This window comes from Streptomyces sp. 3211.6 (assembly GCF_003634815.1).
In the GTDB taxonomy this organism is placed as follows: Bacteria; Actinomycetota; Actinomycetes; order Streptomycetales; family Streptomycetaceae; genus Streptomyces; species Streptomyces katrae_A.
This window is the reverse complement of sequence record NZ_RBXC01000001.1, coordinates 4,596,753-4,622,330: the sequence shown is the minus strand read 5'-3', so window position 1 is coordinate 4,622,330 and position 25,578 is coordinate 4,596,753. Positions and strand designations below refer to the sequence as shown.

19 protein-coding genes and 1 tRNA gene are annotated in these 25,578 nt (G+C 72.6%); 8 read left to right on the top strand and 12 right to left on the bottom strand.

Annotated features, from left to right (window positions below; genetic code table 11):
* Positions 1-178 precede the first annotated feature (178 nt).
* From BX286_RS21410 to BX286_RS21400, 3 genes are all read right to left on the bottom strand, one after another.
* Positions 179-1,300: an LLM class flavin-dependent oxidoreductase gene (locus tag BX286_RS21410; protein WP_079429204.1), complete on the bottom strand. Its 1,122-nt coding sequence runs from the start codon at positions 1,298-1,300 to the stop codon at positions 179-181.
* Between the two features lie 175 nt (positions 1,301-1,475).
* A complete protein-coding gene (locus BX286_RS21405) occupies positions 1,476-2,273 on the bottom strand; it encodes an SDR family NAD(P)-dependent oxidoreductase (RefSeq protein WP_121016031.1) in 798 nt (265 codons plus the stop codon).
* A gap of 66 nt (positions 2,274-2,339) precedes the next feature.
* Positions 2,340-3,287: an LLM class F420-dependent oxidoreductase gene (locus tag BX286_RS21400; RefSeq protein ID WP_237293024.1), complete on the bottom strand. Its 948-nt coding sequence runs from the start codon at positions 3,285-3,287 to the stop codon at positions 2,340-2,342.
* 150 nt (positions 3,288-3,437) lie between these two features.
* Here BX286_RS21400 and BX286_RS21395 point away from each other — a divergent pair, with 150 nt between their 5' ends.
* A complete protein-coding gene (locus BX286_RS21395) occupies positions 3,438-4,136 on the top strand; it encodes a hypothetical protein (RefSeq protein WP_261993638.1) in 699 nt (232 codons plus the stop codon).
* Here BX286_RS21395 and BX286_RS21390 read toward each other — a convergent pair.
* Both BX286_RS21390 and BX286_RS21385 read right to left on the bottom strand, forming a co-directional pair.
* Positions 4,133-5,014 (bottom strand): L,D-transpeptidase family protein, encoded by an 882-nt coding sequence (locus BX286_RS21390; RefSeq protein WP_100863124.1) that lies wholly within the window; start codon positions 5,012-5,014, stop codon positions 4,133-4,135. The two genes, BX286_RS21395 and BX286_RS21390, sit on opposite strands and share 4 nt — an antisense overlap.
* 723 nt (positions 5,015-5,737) lie before the next feature.
* Positions 5,738-6,166 (bottom strand): MerR family transcriptional regulator, encoded by a 429-nt coding sequence (locus tag BX286_RS21385; RefSeq protein WP_100863125.1) that lies wholly within the window; start codon positions 6,164-6,166, stop codon positions 5,738-5,740.
* A gap of 94 nt (positions 6,167-6,260) precedes the next feature.
* Here BX286_RS21385 and BX286_RS21380 point away from each other — a divergent pair, with 94 nt between their 5' ends.
* The gene (locus tag BX286_RS21380; protein ID WP_079429201.1) at positions 6,261-7,088 is read left to right on the top strand and encodes an oxidoreductase; all 828 of its coding nucleotides are present in this window, start codon (positions 6,261-6,263) and stop codon (positions 7,086-7,088) included.
* Positions 7,089-7,139: 51 nt separating this feature from the next.
* Here the strand turns inward: BX286_RS21380 and BX286_RS36125 are convergent.
* Positions 7,140-7,209 (bottom strand) — tRNA-Gly (locus BX286_RS36125).
* A gap of 796 nt (positions 7,210-8,005) precedes the next feature.
* On the opposite strand from BX286_RS36125, the gene BX286_RS21375 reads away from it, so the two are divergent.
* Positions 8,006-8,446, top strand: coding sequence for an NUDIX hydrolase (locus BX286_RS21375; RefSeq protein ID WP_121017712.1), 441 nt, complete (start codon positions 8,006-8,008; stop codon positions 8,444-8,446).
* A gap of 30 nt (positions 8,447-8,476) precedes the next feature.
* Here BX286_RS21375 and BX286_RS21370 read toward each other — a convergent pair whose 3' ends face one another.
* From BX286_RS21370 to BX286_RS21355, 4 genes are all read right to left on the bottom strand, one after another.
* A complete protein-coding gene (locus tag BX286_RS21370) occupies positions 8,477-10,096 on the bottom strand; it encodes an ATP-binding cassette domain-containing protein (protein WP_079429200.1) in 1,620 nt (539 codons plus the stop codon).
* A gap of 43 nt (positions 10,097-10,139) precedes the next feature.
* On the bottom strand, positions 10,140-10,778 hold the full coding sequence (locus BX286_RS21365; RefSeq protein ID WP_121016028.1) for a DUF6434 domain-containing protein: 639 nt from the start codon (positions 10,776-10,778) through the stop codon (positions 10,140-10,142).
* 9 nt (positions 10,779-10,787) lie between these two features.
* Entirely contained in the window at positions 10,788-11,522 is a 735-nt protein-coding gene (locus BX286_RS21360; protein WP_121016025.1) for a hypothetical protein, read from the bottom strand.
* Between the two features lie 362 nt (positions 11,523-11,884).
* Positions 11,885-12,730, bottom strand: a complete 846-nt coding sequence (locus BX286_RS21355; protein WP_261993490.1) for a serine protease — start codon at positions 12,728-12,730, stop codon at positions 11,885-11,887.
* 198 nt (positions 12,731-12,928) lie between these two features.
* Here BX286_RS21355 and BX286_RS21350 point away from each other — a divergent pair, with 198 nt between their 5' ends.
* On the top strand, positions 12,929-14,023 hold the full coding sequence (locus BX286_RS21350; RefSeq protein WP_121016019.1) for an alpha/beta fold hydrolase: 1,095 nt from the start codon (positions 12,929-12,931) through the stop codon (positions 14,021-14,023).
* Positions 14,024-14,115: 92 nt separating this feature from the next.
* Here BX286_RS21350 and BX286_RS21345 read toward each other — a convergent pair whose 3' ends face one another.
* The gene (locus BX286_RS21345; protein ID WP_079429195.1) at positions 14,116-15,336 is read right to left on the bottom strand and encodes an amidohydrolase family protein; all 1,221 of its coding nucleotides are present in this window, start codon (positions 15,334-15,336) and stop codon (positions 14,116-14,118) included.
* A gap of 492 nt (positions 15,337-15,828) precedes the next feature.
* Here BX286_RS21345 and BX286_RS21340 point away from each other — a divergent pair, with 492 nt between their 5' ends.
* The 3 genes from BX286_RS21340 to BX286_RS21330 all read left to right on the top strand — a co-directional run bounded on the left by BX286_RS21340 (position 15,829) and on the right by BX286_RS21330 (position 20,339).
* Positions 15,829-18,765 (top strand): BTAD domain-containing putative transcriptional regulator, encoded by a 2,937-nt coding sequence (locus BX286_RS21340; RefSeq protein ID WP_079429194.1) that lies wholly within the window; start codon positions 15,829-15,831, stop codon positions 18,763-18,765.
* Between the two features lie 198 nt (positions 18,766-18,963).
* Positions 18,964-19,170, top strand: a complete 207-nt coding sequence (locus tag BX286_RS21335; protein ID WP_079429193.1) for a hypothetical protein — start codon at positions 18,964-18,966, stop codon at positions 19,168-19,170.
* Positions 19,171-19,616: 446 nt separating this feature from the next.
* Positions 19,617-20,339: a class I SAM-dependent methyltransferase gene (locus BX286_RS21330; RefSeq protein ID WP_121016016.1), complete on the top strand. Its 723-nt coding sequence runs from the start codon at positions 19,617-19,619 to the stop codon at positions 20,337-20,339.
* An 11-nt stretch (positions 20,340-20,350) separates the two neighbouring features.
* On the opposite strand, the gene BX286_RS21325 is transcribed toward BX286_RS21330, so the two are convergent.
* On the bottom strand, positions 20,351-22,294 hold the full coding sequence (locus tag BX286_RS21325) for a sialidase family protein (protein ID WP_121016014.1): 1,944 nt from the start codon (positions 22,292-22,294) through the stop codon (positions 20,351-20,353).
* A gap of 378 nt (positions 22,295-22,672) precedes the next feature.
* Here BX286_RS21325 and BX286_RS21320 point away from each other — a divergent pair, with 378 nt between their 5' ends.
* Positions 22,673-25,435: an IPT/TIG domain-containing protein gene (locus tag BX286_RS21320; protein ID WP_121016011.1), complete on the top strand. Its 2,763-nt coding sequence runs from the start codon at positions 22,673-22,675 to the stop codon at positions 25,433-25,435.
* Positions 25,436-25,578 lie beyond the last annotated feature (143 nt).

Here is a 25,578-nt window from a genome sequence, read left to right as displayed (position 1 = left end):
GATCCCTGATCCCTGTGCCGTTGCCCTGGCCGGGCGGTGTGGGGGGTGCGGTGCGTGTCGCGGTGCGCGGGGCGTGCGGGGCGCGCGGGTGCGGCCCGCCGGGGTGGGCGGGCCGCTGCGGGTCGTTCCGGTGCGGCCCGCCGGGGCCGGGCGGGCCGCTGCGCGGGGCGGGCGCCCGCTACGCGGACTGGCGGAAGCGTGTCGTCCGGTGGACCGGGTCCGTGTCGATGTGCGGGATGACGTGCTCACCGATCAGCTTGATCGTCGTCATCGTGTCCTCGTACGACACCCCGGTCGGCAGACCGAAGGACAGCTGGTCCGCCCCCGCCTGCTCCCACCGCTTGCACTGCGCCCGCACCTCCGCCGGATCACCGCAGATCAGCAGCTCCTCCGCGATCAGCAGCTCGATGATCTCCGCGTTGTACTCCGGCAGCGTCTCCGGCCACTGCGGGATCGCCTCCGGCCGCGGGAACGTGTCGTGGTAGCGGAACACCAGCGACTGGAAGCGGTTCATGTTCGCGTTGACCGCGATCTCGACCGCCTTCTCGTGCGTCTCCGCGCAGATCGCCGTGGAGGTGACCATCACGTTGTCGTTCACGAAGGCCCCGATCGCCTTCGCCTCCTGGATCGCCGTCTTGTACTGCTCCAGCACCCACTCCATGTCCGAGACCTTCTGGACGCTGAAGCCCAGCACCCCGAGGCCCTTCTTCGCCGCCATCGCGTACGAGGAGGGGGACCCGGCGGCGTACCACATGGCCGGGTGCGCCTTGCCGTACGGCTTGGGGAAGATCTTGCGCGGCGGCAGCGACCAGTGCTTGCCCTTGAACCCCTCGTACTCCTCCTGGAGGAACATCTTGGGGAATTCCCCGATGGTCTCCTCCCAGATCTCCTTGGTGTGGTTCATGTCCGTGATGCCGGGCAGGAAGCCGAGGATCTCGTGGCTGCCGGCGCCGCGCCCGGTGCCGAACTCGAAGCGGCCCTTGGAGAGGTGGTCGAGCATGGTGACCTTCTCGGCCACCTTCACCGGGTGGTTCACCGGGGCGAGCGGGTTGAAGATGCCCGAGCCGAGGTGGATCCGTTCGGTGGCGGCGGCGAGGTAGCCGAGGAAGACCTCGTTCGCCGAGAGGTGGGAGTACTCCTCCAGGAAGTGGTGCTCGGAGGCCCAGGCGTACTTGAAGCCGGACTTGTCGGCCTGGATGACGTACTGGGTCTCCTCGAGCAGCGCCTTGTGCTCCGCCTCGGGGTCGACCTTGGACCGCGCCTCAGGCACGTATCCCTGCACGAAGAGCCCGAATTCCAAGGGGTTCACCGTCCTTAGGTTTCTGACGTTGCGTCAGATTCGATGGGTCCGACTGTTCCACCGTGCAGTGGGGGCGTCAAGAGCCGAGGTGGGGGCAACTGACGGCTCGTCAGATTCACTCGATGGATTCGCTCTCCTGGTCGACGGGGCGGGTCAGCGCCGGCCCTCGCGCGCCTCAGAGGATGCTGACCCCCGCCATCCATCCCCCGTCGATGACGAAAGGCTGGCCGGTGATGTACGAGGAGTCCTCGGCCGTCAGGAACAGCGCCAGCTTCGCTATCTCCTCCGGACGCCCCACCCGCCCCAGTGGCACCACCTTCCGGTACAGGTCCGCCATCGCCTCCCGGGCCTCGTCCGTCATCCCGGCCGGATCCAGCAGCCCCGGGTTGGCCATGGGCGTGTCCACCGCGCCCGGGCACATCGCGTTGACCCGGATGTTCTGCGCCGCCAGCTCCAGCGCCGCCACCCGCGTCAGCCCGAGGACGGCCGCCTTGGTCGCCGCGTACGCGCCCACGTACGCCATGCCCGTCAGGCCGGTGTACGAGGAGGTGTTGACGATCGTCCCGCCGCCCGCCGCCCCGATCTCGGGCGCGACCGTCCTGATCCCGAGGAACGCGCCGACCTGGTTGACCTGCACCACCTGCTGGAACTCCTCCAGCGGCGTCGCGGTCAGCTCGTTGAAGCGCAGGATGCCCGCGTTGTTGACCAGCCCGTCGACCCGGCCGAAGGCCTCCTTCGCGACGGCCACGGCGGCCGTCCAATCCTCCTCGCGGCTCACGTCCATCCGGACGTACCGCGCCCGGTCCTCGCCGCACTCCTCGGTGATCTCCTTGGCCACGGCGGCACCCTGCTCGTCGAGCACGTCGCCGAGCACCACCCGCGCCCCCTCGGCGGCGAAGAGCCGCGCTTCCTGCTCGCCCTGCCCGCGCGCCGCACCGGTGATGATGACGACGCGCCCGTCCAGCTTGCCCACGGGTACTCCCTTGTCCATGCGGTCGGGAAGGTCTAGCGGTCGGATCGGTCTAGTGGTCGGATCGGTCTAGTCGTTGAGCAGCGGGGCCACCTCGGACCCGAAGGCGGTGATCTGGTCGACGAGTTCGGCACGGTCGCGATTGCGGAAGCGGACCTGGATCTGGTCCACGCCCAGCGCCCGGTACTCCCGCAGGGACTCCGCCAGCGCCTCCGCCTTGCCGGTGAGGGTGCGCCTGCCGGTGTCCCAGCCGGGCTCGCCGACGTAGAGGGGCTCGGTGATCGCCCCCACCTCGAAGGGCCCCTCCACCCCGGCCGCCTCCCTCAGCTCACGGATGCGGGCGACCTGCGCCGGGATCCGGTCGCGCGGGTCGCCCTGCGGGAGCCAGCCGTCACCGCGCACCGCGGCCCGCCGGACGGCGGCCGGGGAGGACCCGCCGACCCAGACGGGGATCCGCTGCTGGGCGGGACGGGGCAACTGGCCGAGGTCGCGGAAGGAGAACCGTTCCCCCTCGAACGCGGGGAACTCCTCCGGACCGAGCGCGGCCCGCAACGCGTCCAGGACCTCGTCCAGCACCGGCCCCCGGCCCGCGAAGTCCGCCCCGAGCGCCTCGAACTCCTCCTGCACGTGCCCGGCCCCGACCCCGAGGACCAGCCGGCCCCCGGAGAGGTGGTCGAGGGTCGCGTACTGCTTGGCGGTGACCAGGGGGTGGCGCAGGCCGACGATCGCGACGTGGCTCAGCAGCCGTACCCGCTCGGTGATGCCGGCCAGGAAGGCCAGGGTGGCCACCGGGTCGTACCAGACGGTGCCCATGGGCCCGGCGAGCCGGCGCGGGATGGCCACGTGGTCGCACGTGGCCAGGTACCCGAAGCCGGCCCGGTCGGCGGCCCGCGCCACCTCGGCGAGGTCGGCCGCACCGGCGGCGGCCTCCCAGGGTTCGGCGTAGATGGTGCTCTGCGACTGGACCGGGAGCTGCATCCCGTACGCCAGCCGGCCTTCCGGAAACACGCGTGCCATGGCCGTCCGCCCCGCTGTGTGGTGGTGGTCTTGGGTCCGGGCCATCGTCGTAGCTGACGGATCGTCAGGCAAGGGGTCGGCAGGGACGAAGGGTGCCGCAGCGCTCGTGGCGTCCGGCCGCGCATCGCCTAGGGTGCGCCCGTGGAACTGATGCTCACCCTCGTCAGCGGGCTGGCCTGGACGCTCGTGTACGTCGAGGCCGTCCGGGTCGGGTTCCGGGACCGCACGTACGCGATGCCCGTCGCCGCCCTCGCGCTCAACCTCGCCTGGGAGGCCGTCTACGCCGCCAACGACGTCCGTACCGGGCTGTCCCCGCAAGGGGTGGTCAACCTGGTATGGTGCGCCGCCGACCTGGTGATCGTCTACACCTACCTGCGCTACGGGCGCGCCGAGCTGCCGGCCTTCGTGACCCGGCCGGTGTTCGCGGCGTGGAGCGCGCTCGTCTTCGCGACCGGCTTCGCCGTGCAGCTGCTGTTCCTCGCGCACTTCGGCGCGCACGACGCCTCGCGCTACGCCGCGTTCCTGCAGAACCTGCTGATGTCGGGGCTGTTCCTGGGCCTCTACGCCGCCCGGCGCGGCCCGCGCGGGCAGTCGCTGGTGATCGCCGTCGCCAAGTGGCTGGGCACCCTCGCGCCGACGGTGCTGTTCGGGGTGATGGAGGGGTCCGGATCCGGGTCCAGGTCCGGGTCCGGGTCCGGGTTCGTCCTGGGGCTGGGCGCGCTGTGCTCTGTGTTCGACCTCGTGTACATCGGGCTGCTGGTGTGGGGCAGGGGCAGGACCGAGGTCGAGGCGGCCTCGCCCGGGGGCGGTGGCGGCGCGGGAGCGCGGGGCTCCGAAGCCCTCCCCTAGAAGCCGGACGGGCCCATCGCGATGACCGGGTGGGCTGCCGGGTCCAGGGTCTCCAGGAGCTGCTTCATCGCCGCCCTGGGCAGGCCGACGCAGCCCTGGGAGGGGCCGTCGTGGTCGACGTGGAGCCAGATGTTGCCGCCCCGGCCCTTGCCGTCCGGCATCACCGGGTCGAGCGGGGACACGCCCTGGCGGCGGTTGTAGTCGATCGCCACGACGTAGTCGAAGGAGCCCTGTAGCGACTCGCCGTTCACCCCGGGCCCCGAGGCGACGAAACCGGAGTCCTGGTCGTACGGCAGCTTCGTGCCGGGCGGGGCCGACAGCAGGCCGCCGGCGTCGCTGAGGGAGAAGACGCCCTGCGGGGAGGTCAGGTCCCCGTACTCGCGCTCGGTGGACCAGCCCTTGGCGCCGTTGCGGGCGGGCCACTGAGCGGCCCGCACCCAGTCCGCGCCGGGGGCGGGGCGGGTGTACAGGCCGACGGTGGACTCCGAGGAGTCCTTGGCCTTGCCGGTGACGAGGACCAGCTGGCGCGCCTCGGCCGGGATACGGGCCCGGGTGGTCTCGCTGAGGGCGGCGGCCGGGATCCCCTGGAGGGCGTCGGGACGGCGGCCACCGCGAGCGGCGTGTCCGGGGGGCCCGGCGTGGGCCTTGGGCCGGGCATCGGAGCGGGCCGGCGGCACGGGCGCGCCGGGCTGTTCGTAGAGGGCGTGCACCCATCCGGCCCCGAAGAGCAGCAGCCCGGCGGTGGCGACCAGCACCAGCGCTCGCGACGGCCGCCCGGCCGCCCCACGCCGCCGCCGGGCGCGTTCCGACGCACGGGCACGGGCACGGGGGCTGGAGGCGGGACCGGACCCGGATCCGGCTCGACGGTGCTTGCTCATCCCCCCGACGGTACATCAGCTGATCACATTTACCGGCGACCCGGGTTCCGGTTCACCGGGGTGGCTCCGGCTGGGGGTGGGCGGTGCCCCCTCGGGCGGGGTCGGTGGAGTGTCGGGGGGGGCTTCCCGCCAGTCCACTGTCCTTTCGTGCCGGTCCGGCCTGTCAAGGGCGCTCCTTCGTCGCGTCGCTCCGCGATCGCCTGCGGCGACCCTTGACAGACCGGCCCGTCCCGAAATGCCAAAGACTGTCGGAAAGCCCCCGAAGGAACGGCATGGTCCAACCTCAAGATCTGCGACACGGTCCGGCAATGCGACGACCCGTCCCGCCCGGCAGACCGGCCATCCGGCCCAGCTGCGAAGCCATCCCCCCGGCCGGGCAGACGGCCGCCCCAGATCGCTACGCGCTCCTCCGGTTCCAGCGTCCGCCCGCCGTCCAGGGCTGATCCCCACACCCGATGCCAGCCAGGACGTCATCGGGGCCGGTGGGCGCCCCAGATCGCTACGCGCTCCTCGAATCCCTGCGTCCGGCGGCCGTCCAGGGCTGATACCCGCACCGAATGACGACGGGACGGGCATCCGGGGGCCGCCAGGCGCCGCAGATCGCTACGCGCTCCTCGAAGCTCGGCGGCTGGCCGACTTGGTGGGCCGATACCCGCACCCGATGCCCATCAGGACGTCATCGGGGCCGCCAGGGGCGACAGAACGCTACGGGCTGCTCGAAGGTCAGCGGCCGACGGACGTGCGGTCCGAGGGGTGGTGGGTGGGGTTCCAGAGCTGGTCCGCCTCGCCGCGGGCGAGGTGTTCCTCGTAGATCCGTACCTTGTAGCGCACCACGTCCAGGGCTTCTTGCAACTCCCGGATCTGCTCCTGGACGTGCTCCTCGTGCCGGCGCAGCAGATCGAGGCGGTCGCGTTCGTTGCCCGCGCCCTGACGGGCCAGCTCGACGTACTCCCGGATCGAGGCCAGCGACATGCCGGAGGAGCGGAGCTTGGTGCAGATCGCCAGCCACTCCACGTCTTCCTCGTGGTAGATCCGACGGCCGTTGGACAGGCGGCGCACCGGGTTGGCGAACAGGCCCTCCCGCTCGTAGAACCGCAGCGCGTGGACGCTCAGCCCACTGCGCTTCGCCACCTCACCGATGCTCAGGTCCATAGTGACTCCGGTCACGTGCTTATTGATCTAGACCCGACTCTAGCTTCTACCGTCGACTCGTCGGCCAGTCGGACGATCGGAATTGGGGGAGAACATGAGCGTTTGGTTCGTCACTGGTGCATCGCGTGGGCTCGGCGCGGAGATCACCCGGGAGGCGCTGGAGCGAGGCCACAGCGTGATCGCCACGGCGAGGGACGCGTCGGCCGTGCTCAAGGCGTACCCGGAGAAGCCGGAGGGCCTGCTGGCGGTGAGCGCCGACGTGACCCGACCGGAGCAGTTGGCGCTCGCGGTGGAGGCCGGGCTGGCGGAGTTCGGGCGGATCGACGTCGTGGTCAACAACGCCGGCTACGGGCTCGTGGGCGCGATCGAGGAGACCTCCGACCAGGCTGCGCGGGACCTGTTCGACGTCAACGTGTTCGGCGTGCTCAACACGTTGCGGGCGACGCTGCCCACGCTCCGGTCCCAGCGGTCCGGGCACGTCCTGAACATCGGCTCCGTGGGCGGCTTCGCCACCGCTCCTGCGGTGGGTCTGTACGGCGCGTCGAAGTTCGCCCTCGAAGGCATCTCGGAGGCACTGCACGGCGAGCTCGCACCGCTCGGCGTCCGCGTCACCATCATCGAACCGGGCGGCTTCCGTACCGACTTCCTCAACAGTTCGAGCATCCGGTTCGAACCCGCCACCATCCCCGACTACGCCGTCGGCGCGGGTCCGGTGCGCGAGGCGCTGGCCACGAACGACGGCCGCCAGCCCGGCGACCCCGTGAAGGGCGCCAAGGCCATCGTCGACATCACCGAGGTCGCCGAACCGCCGCTGCGCCTGCAGCTGGGCACGGACGCGGTCGAACGCGTCGAGGCGAAGCTCGCCCTGGTCCGGCGCGAACTCGACGCATGGCGCCACACGGCGGTCTCCACCGCCATCTGAGACCGCAAGCAAAAGGCCCCGACCTCCCTGAGGAGGCCGGGGCCTTGATCGAGCGCTGGGCAGGCCTTGCACCTGCATCCCCCCACAGGAAGTGGGGTGCCTTTCCTTGGACCACCAACGCCAGTCCCACCACCGGTTTCCCGGCCGCGAGCTCGAGATGAACTTTACAGCCAAGATCAGGCCGAGACCACCCCCAGCCGGCAAGAACCGGAATCCTGCCGCCACCTGACGTCCCCACCATCCCCCACTGCTCCCTTTGTGCGGATATCAGCCCACCAAGTCGGCCAGCCGCCGAGCTTCGAGAAGCGCGTAGCGATCTGTGGCGTCCGGCGGCCCCGATGACGTCCTGATGGGCATGAGGTGCAGGTATCGGCCCCGGACGGCCGTCGGACGCCGAAACGGGAGGAGCGCGTAGCGATCTGTGGCGCCCACCGGTCCCGATGACGTCCTCATTGGCATGAGGTGTGGGGATCAGCCCTTGACGGCGGGCGGACGCTGGAACCGGAGGAGCGCGTAGCGATCTGGGGCGGCCGTCTGCCCGGCCGGGGGGATGGCTTCGCAGCGGGGCCGGATGGCCGGTCTGCCGGGCGGAACGGGCCGTCGCATTTCCGGACCGTGTCGCAGATCCTGAGGTTGGACCATGCCGTTCCTTCGGGGGCTTTCCGACAGTCTTTGGCATTTCGGGACGGGCCGGTCTGTCAAGGGTCGCCGCAGGCGATCGCGGAGCGACGCGACGAAGGAGCGCCCTTGACAGGCCGGACCGGCACGAAAGGACAGTGGACTGGCGGGAAGCCCCCGACACCCCACCGACCCCGGTGAAGGGGGCACCGCCCACCCCCAGCCGCAGCCACCGCCCTCCAGCCGCAGTCACCGTCCCACCCCTCCCACCCCCGGCCCCGCCGCCGTACCCTGCGATGATGAGAACTCCGCGTCAGGCAGCGCGCATTGTCGTCCTCTCCCCCAGCGGGTCGGTGTTCCTGTTCCGGGAGAACAACGTCGAAGTCGGCATCCACTGGCTGCCGCCGGGCGGCGGTATGGATCCCGGCGAGACCCCCGAGGAGTGCGTGCGGCGGGAGTTGCGCGAGGAGACCGGGTGGACCGACCTGGAGCCGCAGCGGCTGCTGTGCACCTGGGAGCACGACTTCACCCACGAGGGCATCCCCGTCCGGCAGCACGAGCACATCTACGTCACCACCGGCCCCCGCCGGGAGCCCGTCCTCGAGGACCCCGGCATCCACTGGCAGTGGCTCTCACCGGAGCGCCTCGCCACCCTCGGCGAGCCCCTCTGGCCCCCGCGCCTGCCGGACCTCCTCGCCGGCGCCCACGCCGAACCGGTCCACTTCGGCCTCGTCACCTAGCCCCGCCGGCCGGCCCTCCACCGCCCGGCCTCAGCGCACCCGTTCGACCCGCCGCTCGTCCCACACCGGTTCCGCGGTCTCCCGGACGACCCCGTCCGAGCCGAACACCAGGTAGCGGTCGAAGGAGCGGGCGAACCAGCGGTCGTGCGTCACCGCCAGCACCGTGCCCTCGTACGCCTCCAGGCCCTCCTGCAGGGCCTCCGCGGACTCCAGGTCGAGGTTGTCCGTCGGCTCGTCGAGGAACAGCGCGGTGGTCCCCGCCAGCTCCAGCAGCAGGATCTGGAAGCGTGCCTGCTGTCCGCCCGACAGCTTGTCGAAGGGCTGGTCCCCCTGGCGTTCCAGCTCGTACCTCCGCAGCGCCGACATCGCCCCGCCCCGGTCCTTGGCGTGCTCGGTCCACAGGATGTCCACCAGGGTGCGTCCCACCAGCTCGGGATGGGCGTGCGTCTGGGCGAAGTGGCCCGGCACCACCCGTGCGCCCAGCTTCCACGCACCCGTGTGCCGGACGTCCTCACCCGCCAGGAGCCGCAGGAAGTGCGACTTGCCGGAGCCGTTCGAGCCGAGGACCGCGACGCGCTCCCCGTAGAAGACCTCCAGCGAGAACGGCTTCATCAGCCCGGTCAGCTCCAGCTCCTCGCAGACCACGGCCCGTACGCCGGTGCGGCCGCCCTGCAGGCGCATCCGGATCTCCTGCTTGCGCGGCGGCTCCGGCGGCGGGCCGATCTCCTCGAACTTGCGCAGCCGGGTCTTGGCCGCCTGGTAGCGCGAGGCCATCTCGTCGCTGCGGGCGGCGTACTGCCGCAGGTCCTGCACGAGCCGTTTCAGCTGCGCCCGCTTCTCGTCCCAGCGGCGCCGCAGTTCGTCGAAGCGTGCGAAACGCTCCTCCCGTGCCGCGTGGAAGGTCCCGAAGCCCGCGCCGTGCACCCACACGTCGGAGCCGGCGGGACCGGGTTCCACCGCCACGATGCGCTGCGCGGCCCGCGCCAGCAGTTCCCGGTCGTGGGAGATGAACAGCACCGTCTTGCGGGTCTCCCGCAGCCGCTCCTCCAGCCAGCGCTTGCCGGGCACGTCGAGGTAGTTGTCCGGCTCGTCCAGCAGCAGCACCTCGTCCGGGCCGCGCAGCAGCGCTTCCAGCACGAGCCGTTTCTGCTCGCCGCCGGACAGCGTTCGCACCTCCCGGAACTGGGCCCGGTCGTACGGCATGCCGAGGGCCGCCATCGTGCACATGTCCCAGACGGTCTCGGCCTCGTACCCGCGGGCCTCGGCCCAGTCGCTGAGCGCCTGGGCGTAGGCCAGCTGCGCGGCCTCGTCGTCGACCGTCATGATCAGGTGCTCGGCCGCGTCCACGGCGGCCGCGGCCTGCCGGATCCGCGGCTGCGACACCGAGACCAGCAGGTCGCGGACCGTGCGGTCGTCACGCACCGAGCCGACGAACTGGTGCATGACCCCGATGCCGCCGCTGGAGGTGACGGTCCCGCCGTGCGGCTGCAACTCCCCCGAGAGCAGCCGCAGCAGCGTGGTCTTGCCCGCACCGTTGGCGCCGACCAGCGCGGCCACCGACCCCTCGCCCACTCTGAACGAGGCGTCGCCGAGCAGCACCCTCCCGTCGGGCAGGTAGTACTCCAGGTGCGAGGCTTCGAGATGTCCCATGGCCCGATACTCGGCCGCACCGCGGGGACGGCTCAACGCATTTTCAGACGGAACGGGCGGTGCCGATGGCCCCCGCGGACCCGCCCGACCCCGGCGGTTTCCGCGGGGCGGAGCGGTGGGTGTGCCAGGCCGCCAGGGCCTCGTCCCTCGTGCCGCCCGGATGGTCCGCGTGCCAGGCGCGCAGGAAGCGGTTGAACTCGAACTGGGCGCCGATCTCCTGGGGTCCGGCCGCCGCCGCCCGGGTGGCGTGCCAGTGGGCGACCGCTTCGGCCAGGGTGCGGCCCGGGTTCTCCGCGATGTAGGCGCGCATGTACCCGTCGAAGTGGAACCCCGGCCCGATCTCCCGCCGGAAGTACTCCCGCAGCACCTGGCTGCAGCGCTGTCCCTCGGGGATGACGGAGTCCCCGTCCACCGGCGCGGACAGCTGCCGGACGGCCGCGGGCCGGCGGGCGGCGGCGGTGGGGAGCGGCTTGCCGTCGAGCACGGCCCGCAGCCGTTCCCCGAGCGCGGCCTTGCCGCCGCCGCGGGGTACGCCGAGCCGCCGGGCCAGGTCGGTCAGCTCGGCCAGCGTCCAGTACCAGCGGGCGAGTTCGTCACCGGTGAGGGCGGGAGTGAGGGGCGGGCGCTCCCCCGGGGCCGGAGGCCCCGGAGCTGCAGGCCCGGCGTCGGGATTCGAATGCACGTTCCCATACTAGAGCCCGGGTCGGAGCCGGTAGCCGCCCGCCGCCAGGGCCGAGTCGGCGGGCCGGGTCGAGCACTTCGGGATGTCCGGGGTGCCCTCCTCGGCCGGGGGCGTGAGGCCGACGCGCGCCTCGTCGGGCCGGCCGCCCGGGCCGGGGACGTGAAAGCTGAGGCCCATGCGGGCCGGCAGGGGCCTGCGGTTCAGGAACGGCTCCCACGCCGGGCCGGCGTCGACGATCCGGCCCGTCACGGACACCTCCGTGCCGTCCACCCTCAGGCAGTCGACGACGAAGTCCCCCCAGTTGAAGTTCGCGGGCTGACCGTCCTTGGCGGGCGAGTAGTGCTGGATGCGGAAGACCCCCCAGGAGCGGGTGGTGGCGGTGGGGGAACCCGCCGGGGCGAACAGGCCGTGGGCGTCGACGGAGATCTGGACGTCGTCGCGGGGGTCGCCGTAGGCCATCCGCGCCCACCCGCTGATCCCACCCACTGCGGGGGCGGCCGGTCCGGCGGGGACGCCCGAGCCGGCGGGGACGGCCAGCCCGACGCGGACGCCCTGGCCGACGGGGGCGCCAAGTCCGGCGGGCACGCCCGGGCCGGCGGGGACGGCCGAGTACGCCTCCGCCACCGAGGACGTCCCCGCCGCCGGGGGCGCCTCCGTCGCCGAGGCCGGGAGGCAGGCCGTGGCGGTGAGGGCGGCGGCGAGGGCGAGGGGTGCGGCGAGGCGCAGCAGGAGCGTGCGGTGCATGGCGGTGGTCTCCTCCGGGAGCGGCGGTCGGGTCGCCCCCGATCCTGGCCGGAAACCACCCGCCGGACATCGCGCCCGGGAGGGAGGCGCCCTCCCCCGCCCGAGGGAGGACGGGTGCGCCGCCCGGGGCCGGCCGGGGATGCCTGGGGGCGGCCGAGGTCACCCGGGGATCGGCCCGGGACCAGCCGGAACCGCCCCGGAATTGGCGGCATCACCCGGGACGCCCCGGGACCAGCCGGGACCGCCCGGGACGCTCTGGGGCCGACGGGGACGCCCCGGGACCAGCCGGGGCCGCCCGGAGGCCCACCGGGACCGCCCGGAGGCCGGCCGGGACCGCCCGGCTACCCCGCCCCGCGGACCCGTCACCGCTGGGGCGCGGTGGCCTTTGCGTACAGCTGGGCGGCGTAGTCGCCGAGGATGGTGCTCGTGGAGACGTCGTCCGTGTCGCCGCCCGTCAGGATGCCGATGATCTTGCCGTCGCGGCCGAGCCAGGCGCTGCCGCTGGTTCCGCCGGGGAAGTCGGCGCAATCGAAGCGCTGCTCGCGCTCGCTGGTGCGTACGGAGACCGCCGTGCAGGTGCGGGGGACCTTGCGGTCGGCGGGGTAGCCCGTCACCGTGACCTCCTCGCCCGCGCGGCCGCTGGTGTCGAGGGCGGCGCCGCCGGTGAGGTCCTCGATGTTGCGGCCCTTGTCGTCGGGGGCGAGGCGGGCGAAGGCGAGGTCGTAGTCGTCGTCCGTGTCGTCGGCCCAGCGCTTGTCCTCGAAGACCTGCTCTATCTTCCAGACCCCGTACGGAGCGACGCCGTTCGTGTACCCGGGTGCGAAGACGGCGCCCCCGTCGCGGGACTGCTGCCCTTCCAGGAGGCAGTGCCCGGCGGTGACGAGCATGTTCTTGCCGGGGCTGCGGACCACCGTCGCGGTGCAGAAGTGGTCGCCGTCCAGGCTGCCGGTGAACAGGGCCCCGGTGAAGGCGGCGGCCTTGGCCTGGTTGGGCGCGGCGGGGGTCTGGCGGGGCTTGCCCAGCTGTGGCTTCGACGCTTGCGGGCGCGAAGAGGCGTTCGGTGAGCCGGAGGGCGCGGCGGCCGACTTGGCGTGCACGGGGGCGGTCGCCTCGGGCGGCGGGACGAGTTCGGCGACCGCCGCCGAGGCGCCCAGTGCCGCCACGGCACACAGCACCGCCGTCACCACGGACCGCTTGTCCACCGCCATGATCCCTCCCGCTTTGCCCTGGCGAAGCATGCCCCGGCAACGGCCCGGGGTGCAAGGTCCGGCCCTCGCGCGCCGCTGGGATGGCGGGATCGCGGCCCTTGGGGCCGGCCGGGCCCCGACGCGTCAAACCCCTTTACAAACCGCGCCGTTGCCGTAGTCTCCCCCTCGTCAGCAAAACAGCGTCTGGGGGAAACAGTAATGCTCGGGATCATCACCACCGCCGTCACCGCCGCCGCGCTAGCCGCTCCCGTCGCCGGCCTCTTCGCCCACCGCGCCGTGCGCCGGTCCGCGAACGCCCGCCTGATGCGCATCGACACGCCGAACGGCATCGACGAGCAGGGCTTCGTCCGCATCGGCGGGATCGACCAGTGGATCTCGGTGCGCGGCGAGGACCGCGCCAACCCGGTGCTGCTGGAGCTCCACGGCGGCCCCGGCGCGGCCAACTCCCCCTACGGGGCCCGCACCCGGGCCTGGGAGGAGCACTTCACCCTGGTCCGCTGGGACATGCGCGGCAGCGGGCTGACCTTCGCCCACGGCGGCCCCTCGGGCCAGGGCGGCGAGCCGTCCTTCGAGCGGCTGTACGCGGACGCGCTGGAGGTCGTCCACCACGTCCGGGAGCGCCTCGGCGTCGACCGGGTGGTGCTGCTGCCGAGCTCCTTCGGCACCGTGTTCGGGCTCCGGCTGGCCCGCAGCCACCCCGAGCTGTTCTCGGCGTACGTCGGCACCGACCAGAACGTCCTGGAGCCCGGGCGGGACACCTCCGCCTACGACGCCACGCTGGAGCGGCTGCGGGCGGCCGGGAAGAAGAAGGACGCGGCGGAGATCGAGGCGATGGGACCGGACCCGCGCCGCTGGACCCCGGCGCAGCGGTCCTCGTACGACAAGCGGTGCGCCGGCAGCGACCCGCTCACCCTCGACACCGTGAAGAAGGTGATCCTCGGCTCCATGTGGCTCTCGCCGCTGTACTCCCCCGGCCGGATCGCCGCCTACTTCAAGGGACAGGGCTTCTCGCAGCCCGTCACGGCGGGCACGCACGGCTTCGACGACTGGGCCGAGGGGACCCGCTTCGAGGTGCCGTTCTTCGTCTTCCAGGGCGCCCTGGACGTGATCACCCCGGCGGCCCGCGCCCGGGCCTACTTCGACGCGGTGGAGGCACCGGTGAAGGCCTTCGCGCTGATCGAGGACGCGAGCCACTTCGCGGCACTGCGCCGCCCGGACCGCTTCCTGGAACTGCTGCTGACGCACGTCCGCCCGGTGGTGACGGGCGGACGCGTGCCGACCGCCGGCGTCTGAGCAGGCGCGAGGGCCCGGCGGGGCCGGACGCCGAAGCCGCAGGCGGGGTGGGGAGCCGGTGCGGCCGGGCTCCCCACCCCCCTGCCGCCGTCTCAGGCCCCCGCCCAGAGCCCCTCCGGGGTGAGCCCCAGCAGGTCGATGGCGTTGCCGCGCACGATGCGGTCGACCACCTCGGGGTCCAGGTGGCCCATCTGGGCCTCGCCGACCTCCCGCGACTTGGGCCAGGTGGAGTCCGAGTGCGGGTAGTCCGTCTCGTAGAGGACGTTGCCGACGCCGATGGAGTCGAGGTTCTTCAGGCCGAACGCGTCGTCGAAGAAGCAGCCGAAGACGTGCTCGGCGAAGAGCTCGGACGGCGGCCGGTGGACCTTGTCGGCGACCCCGCCCCAGCCGCGGTTCTCCTCCCAGACCACGTTGGCGCGCTCCAGGATGTAGGGGATCCAGCCGATCTGGCCCTCGGCGTACATGATCTTCAGGTTGGGGAAGCGCTCGAACTTGCCGCTCATCAGCCAGTCGACCATCGAGAAGCAGCAGTTGGCGAAGGTGATGGTGGAGCCGACGGCCGGCGGGGCGTCGGCGGAGGTGGACGGCATGCGCGAGGAGGAACCGATGTGCATGGCGATGACCGTGCCGGTCTCGTCGCAGGCCTGGAGGAAGGGGTCCCACGCGTCGGTGTGGACGGACGGGAGCCCCAGGTGCGGCGGTATCTCGGAGAACGCGACGGCGCGCACCCCCCGCGCGGCGTTGCGGCGCACCTCCTCGGCGGCGAGCTGCGCGTCCCACAGCGGGATGAGGGTCAGGGGGATGAGGCGCCCCCGGGCCTGGGGCCCGCACCACTCCTCCACCATCCAGTCGTTGTACGCGCGGACGCCCAGGAGGCCGAGTTCGCGGTCCTTGGCCTCGGTGAAGGTCTGGCCGCAGAAGCGGGGGAAGGTGGGGAAGCAGAGGGCGGACTGGACGTGGTTGACGTCCATGTCGGCAAGGCGCTCGGGAACCGAGAAGGAGCCCGGGCGCATCTGCTCGTAGGTGATGACTTCCAGTTTGATCTCGTCACGGTCGTACCCGACGGCGGTGTCGAGGCGGGTGAGCGGCCGGTGCAGATCCTCGTACACCCACCAGTCGCCCACGGGGCCCTCGTCGCCCTTCGCGCCCATGACGGGGGCGAACTTGCCGCCGAGGAAGGTCATTTCCTTCAGGGGGGCGCGGACGATCCGTGGTCCGGTGTCGCGATATCTGGACGGGAGCCGGTCCCGCCAGACGTGAGGGGGTTCGACCGTGTGGTCGTCCACCGAGATGATCTTCGGGAAGGTCTCCATACCCCTTACGGTAGCGCCGATCTGACGAACCGTCAGCTATTCGGGCACCAGTCGTTCCCCGGCCAGGAGCGGATGGCTCCGCCGCGGGCTGACGCGTACGTTCAACACAAGGCAGACTTGCCCTTGAACCGACGGAAGGCAGGGGGAGGACAGATGGACGGCGGACCGGCCATCCCGCACCAGCCGCGCGTCTCCGACGGTCCCGGCACGGCCGGCGCGCCCGGCACGACCGCGGCCCCCGGTGCGCCCGGCGGGTCCCGCGCGGCCGGAACACCCGGATCCGCGGCAAAAGCCGGAGCCGCAGGTGCCACAGGAACCGCAGGAGCCGTAGGTGCCACAGGAACCGCAGGAGCCACCCGAACAACCGCAGCGGCCCGGGCGACCGGAACCGCAGCGGCCCGAGCGACCGCAGCGGCCGCCCCGACCGGAGCCACCGGAGCCACCGGAACCACCGCGCCGACCGCAGCGCCCCGAGCCGCCGCAACCACCCCGATGACCGGAACCGCCGCCGCGGCCGCCGCCGCACCGGCCGCCGGGGACAACCGCTTCGCCGTGCTCGGGCCCATCCGGGCCTGGCGCGGCAGCCAGGCCCTGCCCTCCGGCAGCCCCCAGCAGCGCGCCCTCCTCGCCGCACTGCTCCTGCGCGACGGCCGCACCGCCACCGCGCCCGAGCTGATCGACGCCATCTGGGGCGAGGACCCCCCGCAGCAGGCCCTCGCCACCATCCGCACCTACGCCTCCCGGCTCCGCAAGATCCTCGACCCCGGGCTGCTCGTCAGCGACGCCGGCGGCTACGCCATCCGGCTGCGCCACCAGGAGTCCCTCGACCTCGGCATCGCCCGCGGCCTCGCCTCCGACGCCGAGCAGGCCCGCACCGCCGGGGACCGCGCCCTCGCCCGTACGCTGCTGGCCCGCGCCCTGGACCTGTGGGACGGCGAACCCCTCGCCGGGGTCCCCGGACCGCACGCCGAGACCGAGCGCACCCGGCTCACCGAATGGCGCTTCCAGCTGCTGGAGACCCGCCTCGACCTCGACCTGGAGGTCGGCCAGCACGCCGAGGCCGTCTCCGAGCTCACCGCCCTCACCGCCGCCCACCCGCTGCGCGAGCGGCTGCGCGAGCTCCTGATGCTCGCCCTCTACCGCAGCGGCCGCCAGGCCGAGGCCCTTGCCGTGTACGCCGACACCCGCCGGCTCCTCGCCGACGAACTCGGCGTGGACCCGCGGCCCGAGCTCTCCGCCCTCCAGCAGCGCATCCTCAACGCGGACGCCGAACTGGCCCGCACCGAGGACCCCGCCCCGGCCGCCGCCCCCGCACCCGTGCGACCCGCCCAACTCCCCGCCACCGTGCCCGACTTCACCGGACGGGCCCCCTTCGTCAGCGAACTCGGCGACATCCTCTCCGGCGGCGACGGGCAGGTCATGGCCGTCTCCGCACTGGCCGGCATCGGCGGCGTCGGCAAGACCACCCTCGCCGTACACGTCGCGCACGCCGCCCGCCCGCACTTCCCCGACGGCCAGCTCTACGTGGACCTCCAGGGCACCGAACCGCGCCCCGCCCTCCCCGAAGCCGTCCTCGGCTCCTTCCTGCGGGCCCTGGGCACCCCCGACAGCGCCATACCCGACTCCGCCGCCGACCGGGCCGCCCTCTACCGCTCCACCCTCGACGGCCGCCGCGTCCTGGTCCTCCTCGACAACGCCCGCGACGCCGCCCAGGTCCGCCCGCTCCTGCCGGGCACCGCGGGCTGCGCGGCCCTCGTCACCAGCCGGGTCCGGATGTCGGGCCTCGCCGGCGCCCATCTCGTCGACCTCGACGTGATGAGCCCCGAGGAGGCCCTGCAGCTGTTCACCCGCATCGTCGGCGCCGAACGCGTCGGCGCCGAACGCCAGGCCGCCCTCGACGTCGTCGGCGCCTGCGGGTTCCTGCCGCTGGCCATCCGCATCGCCGCCTCCCGGCTCGCCGCCCGCCGCACCTGGACCGTCTCCGTCCTCGCCGCCAAACTCGCCGACGAACGCCGCCGCCTCGATGAACTCCAGTCCGGCGACCTCGCCGTCAAGGCCACCTTCGAGCTCGGCTACGGCCAGCTGGAACCCGCCCAGCAGCGCGCCTTCCGCCTCCTGGGCCTCGCCGACGGCCCCGACATCTCCCTGCCCGCCGCGGCCGCCGCCCTCGACCTGCCCGAGCACGACACCGAGGACCTCCTGGAGGCCTTAGTCGACTGCTCCCTGCTGGAATCCGCCGCCCCCGGCCGCTACCGCTTCCACGACCTCGTACGCCTCTACGCGCGTGCGTGCGCCGAACGCGACGAGCGGCCCGACGGCGGGCGCGAGGCCGCCCTCGACCGGCTCCTCGACTTCTACCTCGCCACCGCCTCCCGCGTGTACGCCCTGGAGCGGCCCGGCGACCGGCTGCCCGCCCACCTCTCCGAGACCCGCCACCCCGGCCTCGTCCTCACCGAACCCCGCGCCGCCCTGGACTGGCTGTTCGCCGAGGCCGACCCGCTGCTGGCCTGCGTACGCCAGTCCGCCGGACGGCCACAGGCACTGCGCCGGGCCGTGGACCTGCTATGGGCGGCCAAGGACCTCTCCGAGTCCGGCGCCAACTCCAAGCAGTACGAGTCGGCGGCGCTGACCGTGTGCGAGGCCGCCCGCGCCGCACAGGACCCGCGCACCGAGGGCCGCGCACGGACCACCCTCACCATGGTCCACCTCTTCGTGGGCCGCTTCGCGGAGGCCGACGAACAGGCCCGCCAGGCCATGGAGCTGGCCCGCCTGGCCGGCGACCCGCTGCCCAGCTGCTGGGCGCCCAACGACCGCGGGATCATCGCCCTCTACCAGAAGCGGCACGAGGACGGCGAACGCTTCCTGCTGGAGGCCATCGAGAACTTCCGGGCCGACGGCAACTTCATCGGCGAGGCCAGCGCCCTGTGCAACCTCTCCCGCATCCACGTGGTCCTGGGCCGGATGTCCAGCGCCATCGACCTCGCCCAGCAGGGCATCGCCATATACGACCGGATGGGCCTGACCCTGCGCCTGGCCAACGGCCGCTACGCCCTGGGCATCGCGCTCACCCAGGCCGGGCGGCTCGCGGAGGCACTGGACCAGCTCGGCGAGGCCCTGTCGCTGTTCCACGACAACCGGCAGCCGCTGTGGGAGGGCGTGACGCACTTCCGGCTCGCCGAGGCCCACCTGGCCGCCCAGCGGCCCGCCCTGGCCGCCAAGCACGCCGAACAGGCCATCGCGCTGCGCGGCATCGGCGGGGAGTGGCGCCGGGCGACGGTCCTGACGGTCCTCGGCAAGGCGCTGCGGCGGCTCGGCCAGCCCGACCGGGCGCGCGCCTGCTGGCGGGACGCGGAGGCGGTGTTCCTGCAACTCGGTTCGGCGGAACTGGCCGAAGTACAGGCCCTGCTGGCGTCCGAACTGGCCGCCTGAGCGTCTGACCTGGAGTCCTGCTCGATGGACGACCGCGTTCATCGTTCGTTTATCGCCGCGCGGCAGGATGAGTGCAACGACCCGGGGCGTCGGGGGGCACCCGGGCCGGATGGAGGACAACCCGTTCGGCGGTCCACGGGGGAATCGCCGAACGGGCCCGACAACCACCGGGCACCACACGAGATCAGGAGAGAGTCGATGGCGACGAACGAGAACATCCTGCCGCTCGACGGCGACATCAGACCGCTCGACAACCACGCCTCGGGCGCCGACGTCAACCCGTTGGACGCCCCGCCGGCCGAACCGCCGGCCGTGGCCAAGCCCGGCGAGAAGCCGCTGGACAACCACGCCTCGGACCTCGACATCGTGTCGATGGACAACCACGCGTCCGGCCCCCGCCCGTAAGGGACCGGGGACCACGGCAGGACGGACGTAGGGGGACGGGGGACCCACGGGGGAGACGTACGGGGGACTTTGGGCGGTCGTACGGGGGACGTACGGGGGGACCGCCCGAGGACGTACGGGGGAACCACGGGGGAACCACGGGGGAAGCACCACGGGGGAAGCACCACGGGGGAAGCGCCCGCGCGGCCGCATCACGGGGGGGGCGGCACCGCGCGGGATGCACAACGGGGGATGCACGACGGGGGCTGCACCCGGGGGGATGCGCCACCGGCAAGGAGCACGGCGTACGGGGGAACGGGCGGGCGAGCCCACGGGGGATTCGGGGGAATCCGGGCGAGCCCGCACGGGGGAACGTACGGAACGTACGGGGGAGCGGTGGCCGCGGTGGCCGGAGGGGGACCACCGCGGCCGCCGCGTACCCGCGTGTCCGGCACTACGCTGAACCCGTGTTCACCACCCACGGCCCGAGCCTGCGCGAACTGGCCGTCCAGGCCCTCTCCTCCGTCGAGCGGGGCTACGACCTGCTCGCGCCCAAGTTCGACCGGACGCCGTTCCGCACCCCGGACCGGATGCTCGACGCCGTCGAGGAGGCCCTGGCCCAGCAGGAGGGCGGCTTCGGGTCCGGCCTGGACCTCTGCTGCGGCACCGGCGCCGGCCTGGGAATGCTGCGCCGCCTCTGCCGGGACCGGGTCACCGGGGTCGACCTCAGCGCCGGGATGCTGGCGGAGGCCGCCCGGGCCCACCCCGAGGGCGTGGACCTCGTACGGGCCGACGCGCTGGCCCTGCCCGAGCGGCTCTGGAACTCGTACGACCTCGCCGTCAGCTTCGGCGCCTTCGGCCACTTCCTCCCGGCCGAGCGCCCCGCCCTCTTCGGCGGGGTCCACCGTGCCCTGCGCCCCGGCGGGGTGTTCGCCTTCCCGGTCGGCGCCCCGGTCCCGGTGACCTCGCCCCTGTGGTGGATGGTGGCCGGCTTCGACTCGGTGATGCGCGTCCGCAACGCGGTGTGGCGGCCGCCCTTCGTCATGTACTACCGCACCTTCCCGTTCGGCCCGGTCCGCACTGACCTGCAGGCGGCCGGCTTCACCGTGGAGACGGTCCCGCTCTCCCCCTTCGGCCACCGCGAGGACGGCAGCCCGAGGTGGCGTCTGCTGCTGGCGCGCAAGCCCTAGGAGCAGGGGCGTCACCAGATGCGGTCGAAGGGGAGGTGGACGCGTTCCTGGTCGGTGACGTCGTTGCCGTCGCGGAGGCGGGCCATGTCGTTGCGGGACAGGGCGCGGCCGTAGAGGCGGACGTCGTCCAGGGCTCCGGCGTAGAAAGCCTTGTAGTCGGGCTGGGTGCCGAGGTGGATGGTGAAGGGGCCGGTGGGGCGGAGGTCGCCCGCGGGGCCGGTGGGGGCGGTGGCGGGTGGGGCGCCGTCCACGGAGAGTTCGAGACGGCCGGCGCTGCGCTGGAGGACGACGTGGTGCCAGGTGTCGTCGTCGGTGCGGGAGCGGGAGGTCACCGCCACGGGGCCGGTTCCGGAGTTGACGGTGCCTTCGAGGCGGCCGGTGGCGGGGTCGGCCTCGATGCGGATCTGGGGGGCTGCGGGGCCCTGGCCGTAGGCCCAGAAGAGGGGCTGGCGGACGCCGCTCTCCTTGTCCTGGCCACGGGTCTTGTACTTGACCCAGGTGGCGACCGCGAAGTCGTCCGCGCCGACGCGCAGTTCGTCGGGGCAGTCGATCAGGCGGAGGAAGTCGTCCTTGCCGTCGAAGCGCATGGCCTTGCCGCCGCCGGGCCGGTTGCCGAGGCGCGGGGCGCCGTGGACGACGGCGTGGTTGCCGTAGGGGGTGGTGTCGGTGGTGCGGCGGGGGGTGAGGTCCTCGGCGGCGGCCCGGAGCTCTTGGGGGCCGAAGGCGGTGAACTTGATGTAGCCGTGCGGGGTGCCGTTGGCGGTCTCGTAGAGCAGGCCGACGCGGCCGCCGGGCAGTGCCGTCATGTCGGAGTAGCCGGCGCGTTCGCGCAGCACGACGGCGCCGTCCGTGGACCAGGTGCGGCCCTCGTCCCGGGAGGTGCGGACGGCGAGGGTCCAGCGGTCGGCGGATTCGGCGCCGGGGCGGCTGGGGGCCGACAGCAGCAGCGGGCCGCCGGGGAGCTGGAGTACGGATCCGGAGGCGGGCGGGGCGGGGAGGCCGGCGACGGGGACGAAGCCGGGCGCGGGGAACTCGGGCGCTGAGGCGTCGTCGATGACGGCGGACATGCGGTGGTCGGCGGTGCCGCAGGTGGCGGTGGAGCGGGCGTTGACGTAGATCCGGCCGTCGGGGAGCTGGGTGAGGGCGGGCTCGTTGGGGGCGGGGCGGCCTTCGGGGGCGCCCCACCGGGCGCCGGGCTTCCAGCTGAGGCCGCCGTCGTCGCTGTAGAGGAGCTGGGCGCCGGATTCGCCGGATTCGGTGCGGTAGTCGGCGCTGACGACGAGGCGGCCGGGCTGGTCGGCGCGGGTGGGGGTGAGCTGGACTCCGTGGCCGGGGCCGACGGAGACCCAGGACCAGTCGGCGCCCTTGAGCTGGGGCTGCGGTTCGGGGTCGGTGGTCCAGTCGGCGCCGTCGTCGGTGCTGTGGGCCAGGCGCAGTTCGCGGGGGCCGCGGACGCGGTTGCCGTCGGGGTCGGTGGTCCAGGTGCTGTAGGCGTAGAGGAGGGAGATGCGGCCGGAGGCGGCATCGACGACGGGGGCCGGGTTGCCGTAGGCGCCGGGGTCGCCGGCGCCGCGGATGATCTGCAGGGGGCCCCAGGTGCGGCCCTCGTCGGTGGAGCGCTTGAGGACGAGGTCGATGTCGCCGATGTCGCCGCAGCCGGTGGTGCGGGCTTCGGCGATGGCCAGGAGGGTGCCGTCCTTGGTGGTGGTGAGGGTGGGGGTGCGGTAGCAGTCGTAGCCCTCGGTGAACGCGTTGAAGGGGGCCGAGACGGCGGCGGTCAGTCCGGGTTTGTGCCCGGGGCCGTCCGCCGGGGAGTCGTCGTCGGGTGCGGCGGGCGGTCCGGGCAGCAGGGCGGTCACGGCGACGGCCGCCAGGGCGGCGACCGCCCCACCGGCAGCCCAGGCCCGCGCCCGGGCGGACCGACGGAATCGGACGACTGCTCGGTGCACGTTCACCCGTGCAGGCTAACCCGCCCGCCGGCGGGGGCAGGGCCGGCCGGGGTGTCGTGCGCAGAGTAGATGTCAGTGCGGCGCTGGGTTCCGTCAGTGCTGTGCCGTAGCGCGCGAAGTGTGACCTGGTGGCGCGAAGCGGCTGATGTCCTGCCTGTCCGGTGCTCAGCCCGGCATGGTCCGTGAGGGGGACGCGTCGGCACGCCGCACTACGAGCGGGAACCGGCACCGTGGTTCTTGCGCTAGACAAACACCCGTGATCACCGGCTACTGCAGGACAACGACCGCCCGCTGCCGATCCGCTGGCGGGACCGCACTTTGGGCCAGGGCTGAAGGGGGGATCTTGTGTCGTCGAGACGACCTCTCCGAGTGAACCGATGTGTGATGCGCGCCGTACGCGGCTGGCCGCGCGCCCTGCTCCTCACACTTGCTGTGACGCTCACGGTGACCGCACCCGCCGGCGGGGCGGCGGCCGAGCCGCGTCCCGGCATTCCCCCCACGGCCGGCAGCCCGTCGCGGGCGGACGGTGAGGGGAAGCTGTCGAGGGTCAAGGTGAAGCAGCGCGTGGACGTGCGCACTCTGCCCCGGCCGAAGCGCCTCCCCGAGCCGCAGGGGCAGCCCTACCTCGCCCCTCCGAAGGGCCCGGCGCCGGTGGGACCGATGAGGCAGCCGACTCTGCCGGTCACCACCGCGACCCTGACGCCGAAGACCGGCGCATCCCCGAAGGCGGCGCCGTCCACGGCCGTCATCCAGCAGCTGAAGACCTTCAGCACGCTCGGTAACGTGGACTCCGTCCCTCCGTCTGACACTCAGCTTGCAGTCGGCCCCACCTACATCGTGCAGTTCGTGAACCGCTCGGGCCAGGTCTACGACAAGGCCGGCAACGCCGTCGGTGCGCCCTTCGACCTGGGTGCCTTCTTCGGCTTCGCGGCGGGCACGGGCGGGGATCCGCGGGTGCATTACGACGCGGGGTCCGGTCGTTTCTTCGCCGCGTACGAGGGAGTCCTGGCTGGCGGCGACGAAAACGACGTCGCGGTCAGCGACAGCTCCGACCCTCGCGGGCACTGGAGCGTTTACATCGCCGGGAGCAACACCTCCAACATCCGGCAGGACCAGCCGAAGCTCGGCTACAGCAACGACAAGGTCACACTGAGCTGGAACAACTACGACCTCACAAAACCCGAGACGGATCCGGATTCGTACCTGGGCGCGGTGACCGTGGTCGCCAACAAGGCCGACCTGCTGGCCCGAGGCACGGTCAGCTTCACGACATTCGGCCAGGACACCGGCAGGTTCCAGATCGTCCCGGCCACCTCGCTGTCGGGGATCAACGACCAGCTCGCGATGGAGCACGACCCGCGTGACCCCACCAACGTGGTGGTGCACACGTTCACCGGCGTGCCTGGCGTCAGCACAGTCACCCAGACCGAGAACACCATCGCCATCGGAAGCACGGCCCCGCCGCCGAAGTGCGGCGGCGACAGGGGATGCGCGGCTCAGCCACCCGGGGGCGACGCCACCGTCGCGACGAACGACGACCGGATGCTCTCGGTCGCGTGGCAGAACAACCACCTTTGGGGCGTCTTCAACGTCCAGTGCACTCCCACCGGCGACACCGGGGACCGCTCCTGCCTCCGCTACGTCCAGGTCGCGACCGGCGCGACCCAGACCCTCGCGACCAACATCAACCTCGGCCTCGTGGGTGGATACCTCTACTACGGTTCGGTGGCCCTGAACGACGAGGACGACCTGTTCTCCGGATTCACCGCCTCCTCACCCAGCAGGTTCCCCACCGGAGTGGCAATCGCCGTCCCGGGCGGCAACTTCCCCGCCAGGACCTTCGGCGACTTCTACGCAGCAGGCACCCAGGCCTACTCGTGCAACTGCGGCACCGACCTGCGCTGGGGCGACTACTCCGGCACCGCCCGGGACCCCAGCAATCCCAAGGACGTCTGGACCGTCCAGCAGATCGGCGCCATCGCCAACACCGGGATCTTCGGCGGTGACTGGGGCACCGCGATGGACCGTGTCACGCTGTCCCCGCCGACCGTCACGAGCGTCACCCCGAACCACGCGCCCGAACTCGCCCAATGCGTGAACACCGTGACCGTGCGCGGTACGGAATTCCCCACGAGCGGCGCCACCGTCAGGTTCGGCTCGGTGGAGGCCCCGTTCGCGCACGTGACCGGACCCGAGGAATTGACCGCGGACGTGCCCCCGCAGGCGCGGGGCACGGTGGACGTCACGGTGACCAACGCCAACGGCACCAGCCCGGTCACCGCCGCCGGTAGGTTCACATACGACGCGGACACGTCCCCGCCGACGGCCTCCGCGAGCGTCTCGCCGTCGCCGAACGGCGCCGGCTGGAACAACAGCAGCCCGGCGACGGTCGACATCAGTGGTAGTGACGGATCCTGCGGCTCCGGCATCCAGAAGATCACCTACAGCGCGAGCGGCGCCCAGCCGGTCGCATCCACCGACGTGCCCGGCGCGAGCGCCGCCGTGCCGATCACGGTGGACGGCGTGACGACGGTGACCTTCACCGCCACCGACAACGCCGGGAACACGTCCGCGCCCCAGACGATCACGGTGCGCCTGGACACCGCGGCGCCGACGATCAACATCGTGCGCCCGACGGCCGCCACATACCTGTTCCACCAGTCGGTCACGGCGTCCTACGCGTGCGCGGACGCCACCTCTGGTGTGGCGAGCTGCGTCGGTACAGTCCCGAACGGCAGCCAGATCGACACCTCGACGTTCGGCTCGCACACCTTCACCGTGAACGCCACGGACGTCGCCGCCAACCCGGCCACCAAGAGCGTCACGTACACCGTTGCGTACCGGATCTGCCTGCTCTACGACCCGAACCGGCCGATCCGCGGCGGGAACAGCACGGTCCCGATCAGGCTCCGGATTTGCGACGTCAACGGCGCCAACCTGTCCAGCCCTGGCATCACCCTCACACCCAGCCAAATCGTCGGTCCCACCACCGTGCCGTTCACGACCCCTTTCCGGTATGACGCGCAACTTCGCGGCTACATCGTCAACCTCCCCACCCGGGGGCTGGCGGACGGCAGCTACAACCTGCAGTTCACCATCAGCGGAGCTGACACCACGACACACGTGGCACCGTTCACCCTGCGCTGACACCCACAGCTCTCGTCGGAGCGCACCGGCCCGGCCCCGGTCTCGGGGCCGGGCCGGTGCACGTCAGGGCAGCTTGCGCGCCACCGTTGACGACGGCTCCCCACCCACGCCTGTGATCAGAGATGGGCACGCCCGCTCACACA